Source organism: Staphylococcus sp. GDY8P47P (genome assembly GCF_016892225.1).
GTDB classification, from domain to species: Bacteria; Bacillota; Bacilli; order Staphylococcales; family Staphylococcaceae; genus Staphylococcus; species Staphylococcus borealis.
Genome location: NZ_JAFENV010000038.1, coordinates 1 through 4,911, shown reverse-complemented (window position 1 = coordinate 4,911; position 4,911 = coordinate 1). Strand labels below are relative to the sequence as shown.

Here is a 4,911-nt window from a genome sequence, read left to right as displayed (position 1 = left end):
TCAGCATCAAATTTTAAAAATGTATCTACTAGTCTCATAATTAAAAACTCCTTTTATATATTTTTGAATTTTGTTATAAGGTATAAACAACCTAATTTAACCAGTTTGCAAGTTGCTAAAATTAAATACTTTAATAATTGAATGATTAATTTCAAAATGTACTTTAATAAATCGAATGTTAGTTTAAACGTTAGCTTAATACTTTTTAACATAATGTTATCGTTGTTATTTTGCATATTAATCAATTCTTTCTTTAATATTTAAATAATTATTTCTAATGTTCCTATTGTTTGCCTCGGTCATCATTTTGAACGTTTCTGCTCGTCTAACTATTGTTTCAATATCATCTTTTTCTAAAAACATTTTTTCCAATCTTTCACGTGATTCAAAAACATTTTTTGTTTCAAAAATTAAATCTAATGTTTCAATTAACATGTCGATAATTAAAGCTAAATTTGAACTAACTTCGCCATAGCCGTATGAAATTCTCATAATCTCATCTTCGTTTAAATTTAAACAACGCCAATTAACTGTAAAATTTGAAACTGAATTTAAAAGTTGATTAATAATCAAAATACCTTCGTCATTATTTTTTTCAAACCCACTCAAGCCAGCAACTAAAATTTCTTTATCTTCGATTTTAAAATTTCCTCTTTGTGACATTTGTTTCACCTCTTTCATCAGCTTGTACATTTATTCTGAATTAGTCACAATAAATCATCAATAAGTTGACTAAAAAAGTTTAATTAATTATAATATTTACAAGGCCTTATAAATCGATGTTTTTAAAGTATTTAATCAAAATATTTAAAAAGTCACAACAAATCAAAGGAGTGATTTATAATGAATCAGCTAGAAATTGAAGAATTTGAAAATGCATTAGAAGAACAAAACCCTCATTTAAAAGACATTAAAACTTATAGTGTAGATGAAGTTGCTATCGCTGCTAACAAATCTAAAGCAACGATACTTAGAAAATTACGCGATCCAAAAATTGTTGAACAACTTGCACAAAATTTAAAAACAACAAAAAACAATCGTGGCGTTAAAAAGTATATTTTTACTTTGCAGGGCGTTAGAAAATTGGTTGCTATAATTAATGGCTTTGAATTTAAAAAATTAGATGAACTAAATATGGCAGAACTTCAAAAATTAACTAATATTGAAGAAAAAGAAAATACTACAGAAGAATTTAAAAATATTATTAAACAAAAAGGCGGAAGACATTGGAATGAAATTTATAGCTACTTTGTAAACAAAATAGAACCAGAAATTTTTAAATTAAAACAACGTAATGAAATTATTGCCCATTTAAAAGAAGATAATAAGTTTTTAAATGATGAATGTAATAATCAACAAAACATTATCGAACAACAAAAACAAATCATTGCTGATAAAGATGAAATTAACGATTTATTACGTGAAAAAATCGATTCAATTTTTGCTTATCAAGATTTAAAAAAAGACATTAACAAATAGTTAATGTCTTTTATCCTTAAAAAATGGTACTTCACTTTTAAATTTATTAATTAGTCTGACGTGGTCTCTATTCAATTCAACTTTTTCACAATCTGTATTAATTCGTTCAAATACTTCTTTCAAGCCTTCTTCGCCATATGCCTGTTTTATCATAGCAAATAGTCGCATACTTCCGTTATTAAACAAATTTTTGTACTTTCTTTCTAAATCTGTGACTCTTTCTCGTTCGTGGCCGGGTAAATGTACTATCTCATTTTTTATCAAATCTTTCAGATCTTGATAAAATTGCATATCGACGTATCCGTCAGAATCATCTTCTTCAGGTTTTTCAAGTTCTAAAAATTTAAACTTCTCTAGAAATGCACCCAAAATAACTTTTTTAAAATCAAATTCTGAATCACACTTTAAAATGCTTGCTGTTATGTTATTCGCATAGTATTTCTTCAATTCTAGTTCTATTCGTGTCCAATTTTCACATTCAATTGCAGTTTTAACATCAGCAGACTCTTTAAGCAGTGCTTCAATCTTTTTATCATAGATTCTTAAAAATGATGCTGATTTACGCTTATTAATATACATTGTTTCAACTTTGCCACCATTCCCAATTTGTTGAATGGACTCAACAGCAATATTTGAACCCCTTGAATTTTTAATAAGCACATCATAGTTGTTGATACGTTTAGCCAAATCATCTACTACAATGTTTTCGTCAATTAAATCAATTGCTACATCTAATCTTGAAAGTCGAACATTGCCAAGCGTTGACATTTTCTTTAACAATTTAAAAACAGTCATATTCTCATCAATTTTATTACGATAACTTTTTAAGTATTCTTTCAACATTCCAGCATGAAAAACAACTGAAATCTGATTGTCTAATGATTCATCGTTATACTTAAAAAATAAATGTCTGTCATAGTAACCATAATCATAAATTGTATTGTACCAACCGTCGCCATAATTGAGGCGAACTGGTAAACCAAACAAATCTATTAAGTTTAATGTACTTGCAAATCGGTCTTGAATATAATCGAAATAATGTTCATCGTAAGCTAAGTATTCATCTTCATCGATGTAAATCGTTAGGGTAAATTGGTCTACATTAACATCAATCAACAAAAAATCCTCCAATCTCGGTTGAACCGTTGATATGAAAGGATTTAGAGGCGTTCAAGCGTTGTTTAGGGGGGGGGGTGCTGAGGTGCGTCGCGGTACGTATTACTAGACGTACCGCTCGACCGTTTGAATCTTCGTGCCTAAAAAAATCTAAAGATTTTTTCTTTACGGCACTCGATTCTGCAGGTCGAGTGATTGTCTTTTAACACTAACCACGATATAATAAGCACTGTACAACTAAACAAAAACTTAAACACAACTAAATCACTTCGCAACGTAAACTGTCGCCAAACATTTTTACGTTGCTTTTTTTATTGTAGCATAATTCATCGAACGCTTAATCTATCAAGTTAAACATTTATTCCAATTCCTTCATTGCCGGTCAGATTCCGACCCCTTAACAAACCCAAAAACTTGTCGAATGGTCGGTTTAATAGCTCACGCTATACCGACATTCGTCTACAAGTTTAGTTAAGGGGTCTTCTAACCAACAATGAATTTTCTCGGCATAAACGTTGATTAATTACCCACATCTTTCAATTCTTTTAAATTCTCGATTGTTAAAGGAATTTTAAACGTTGGAACAAACAAAACTGACGGCTTATTATGTTTACCAGCTAAAGTGAAATAACCTTCTCCCGGTTGGAATTTAATATCAGACAAATCACTTGATGTAAAAACTAAACTTCGTGTTGTTTCGTCTGTATCACCTAAGATTGTTTTAAACATTAAGTTGTCACGTATTGCAGTTGGTAAATTCTTCGCATTAGGTTGTTGTAAGCTGACAATAACATTAACCCCCGTTGCTCGACCACGTTGAATAATACTTTGCAAAATTTTGTAGAACGCCTTTTCGTTCTTCGGTGTTGCAAACTCACTCGCAAGTGAACCTAGTTCATCAATAGCCAAAAATACAGGTTTCCAATTCTCAACCCTAAAATCAACATCTAAATCTTCAGCATATTTTTCATTTAAAATTCTTTCACGTTCATCCATGATTTGTTCAACTTTTTTAATCACTTTAAAAATATTCGAATCTTCTTCTTCTGGATGATCGTCAGCAACATTATCATGACCTACAATATTTTTAAATTTCGTTAGCACTTTTTTTCGGTCAATCAAATAAATCTCACAATCTTTTAAAATAAAGTTAAATAATATGTGATAAAGCAAATACGATTTACCCTGACCAGTTGCACCAGCAACAAGCATGTGGGGTGTCTTTGCCACATTAACAACAAGATTTTTCATCAATGGTAATTCATAAACTTCAGTCGAATTGATAGATTCTAAATATTCATCATTTGTTTCAAATAAATAACGATTATCTTTGCTCATGTTTATAAATTTTACTTCGTAAAAATTTGCTGATTTATCAAGTTGAAATGTATCAACAATGACTGTGCCTTTTAATGTTGCTGACAAATGTGATTTAAAATTATCTAATTTATCACTCAAACCTACCATGTTTTCAACGTGAATTGTTACGTCATCAATAATATTAACTTTCGGCGTCTTTGCAATCGTAATTTCATTTTTATCAATTGTTGTAACCGTCTTGTACATTTCACTATAAATTAAACTTTTGTCTATCAAGTTTTTAAATTTATAATTTTTATAAGATTGAACCAAATTTCGATTTTTTAAAATACCCCCATCGATTAATCGAAAACCAAAAACCAACACCCAAACCAAACACATAAATATTAACAGCCACATTGTATATTTATTTAAAGTTGCAGCAGTCAGATCAACCCATTTGGCAGTCGTGATTTTAGAAATACCATACTTTAAAATAAATGTTAATGCTTGTAGTATCATCACAAACACTACAAGCCCTAACATCATTTTAATTAGACGAATTTGCCGTCTTATTCTCAAACTTCTAATTTTTAACTTAAACATCATTATTCACTTCGCTTTGATACTTGTTGACCATTGTCGCCTTTTGGTACAACATCTTTAACACGTGGTTGTAAAATATCGCTGTAAGTCCCCATAATTACTTCGCTTTGATATCCAACAATTTTTACTGAGTCCCCAATACTAAACTTGTCAAAATCTGATGCATTTCGGGTTGGGTCTGTTAACAAACACATAAATTTTTCGCCGTAGTTTTCAGCTTTTTTTACCGTCTTTTCGCCAGTTTTATTATCAATCACTTCATAAATTGTTCTATCTTTTGCAATCATCAGTTCAACCCATACACCCATTTTTTTGTCTGTCTTAACTTTTTTACCTGTTGTTGGGTCTTTTTCTTTTTCATACGCATCATATGCACGTAAAAATTCTAAATCTTTATCTTTAAAAAATCCT

At 29.9% G+C, this 4,911-nt stretch carries 5 protein-coding genes; 1 reads left to right on the top strand and 4 read right to left on the bottom strand.

Features of this window, described 5'->3' with window-relative positions; genetic code table 11:
* Window positions 1-237: 237 nt before the first annotated feature.
* Entirely contained in the window at window positions 238-663 is a 426-nt protein-coding gene (locus JVV30_RS12345) for a hypothetical protein (protein ID WP_033864028.1), read from the bottom strand.
* Between the two features lie 180 nt (window positions 664-843).
* Between JVV30_RS12345 and JVV30_RS12340 the strand changes: the two genes are divergently transcribed.
* A complete protein-coding gene (locus JVV30_RS12340; protein WP_204194320.1) occupies window positions 844-1,479 on the top strand; it encodes a hypothetical protein in 636 nt (211 codons plus the stop codon).
* Here the strand turns inward: JVV30_RS12340 and JVV30_RS12335 are convergent, their stop codons facing one another.
* The 3 genes from JVV30_RS12335 to JVV30_RS12325 form a co-directional block, all read right to left on the bottom strand.
* Window positions 1,480-2,595: a replication initiation factor domain-containing protein gene (locus tag JVV30_RS12335; RefSeq protein WP_204194319.1), complete on the bottom strand. Its 1,116-nt coding sequence runs from the start codon at window positions 2,593-2,595 to the stop codon at window positions 1,480-1,482.
* Window positions 2,596-3,114: 519 nt separating this feature from the next.
* Window positions 3,115-4,443, bottom strand: a complete 1,329-nt coding sequence (locus JVV30_RS12330; RefSeq protein WP_204194318.1) for an FtsK/SpoIIIE domain-containing protein — start codon at window positions 4,441-4,443, stop codon at window positions 3,115-3,117.
* Between the two features lie 59 nt (window positions 4,444-4,502).
* Window positions 4,503-4,911: hypothetical protein (locus tag JVV30_RS12325; protein ID WP_204194317.1), on the bottom strand; the 409-nt coding region annotated here is incomplete at its 5' end.

Excerpts from the sequence above, each read along its gene's own strand:
- JVV30_RS12345 (WP_033864028.1), bottom strand. The coding sequence starts at position 663 with ATGTCACAAAGAGGAAATTTTAAAATCGAAGATAAAGAAATTTTAGTT.
- JVV30_RS12330 (WP_204194318.1), bottom strand. The coding sequence starts at position 4,443 with ATGATGTTAGGGCTTGTAGTGTTTGTGATGATACTACAAGCATTAACA.
- JVV30_RS12340 (WP_204194320.1), top strand. The coding sequence starts at position 844 with ATGAATCAGCTAGAAATTGAAGAATTTGAAAATGCATTAGAAGAACAA.